The 355-nt window shown below is 69.6% G+C and carries 1 pseudogene; it reads left to right on the top strand.

The features are described 5' to 3' along the window. Positions 1-355 (top strand): annotated as a pseudogene (locus tag ACSNOG_RS33055) (2-oxoacid:acceptor oxidoreductase subunit alpha); the annotation flags it as partial.

Genomic DNA, 355 nt, shown 5'->3' with positions numbered 1-355 from the left:
CACCTGTTCCCATCGTCGCGCCGAAAACCCCCGCGGACTGCTTCGACGCCACCTTGGATGCGGCGCGGATCGCGCTGACCTACCGCACTCCGGTCTTCCTGCTCTCCGACGGCTACCTCGCCAACGGCTCCGAGCCCTGGCGGATCCCGGAACCCGACGAACTGCCCGATCTGCGGGTGCAGTTCGCCACCGGCCCCAACCACACCCTCGCCGATGGCACCGAGGTGTTCTGGCCCTACAAACGCGACCCGCAGACCCTCGCCCGCCCCTGGGCCGTGCCCGGCACCCCGGGCCTGGAACACCGCATCGGCGGCATCGAGAAACAGGACGGCACCGGCAACATCTCCTACGACCC

Origin of the sequence: Streptomyces sp. URMC 124, from assembly GCF_051386455.1 — a bacterium.
GTDB lineage: Bacteria > Actinomycetota > Actinomycetes > Streptomycetales > Streptomycetaceae > Streptomyces.
Note: the sequence above shows the minus strand (reverse complement) of the source record. Positions and strands in the feature narration are given on the sequence as shown.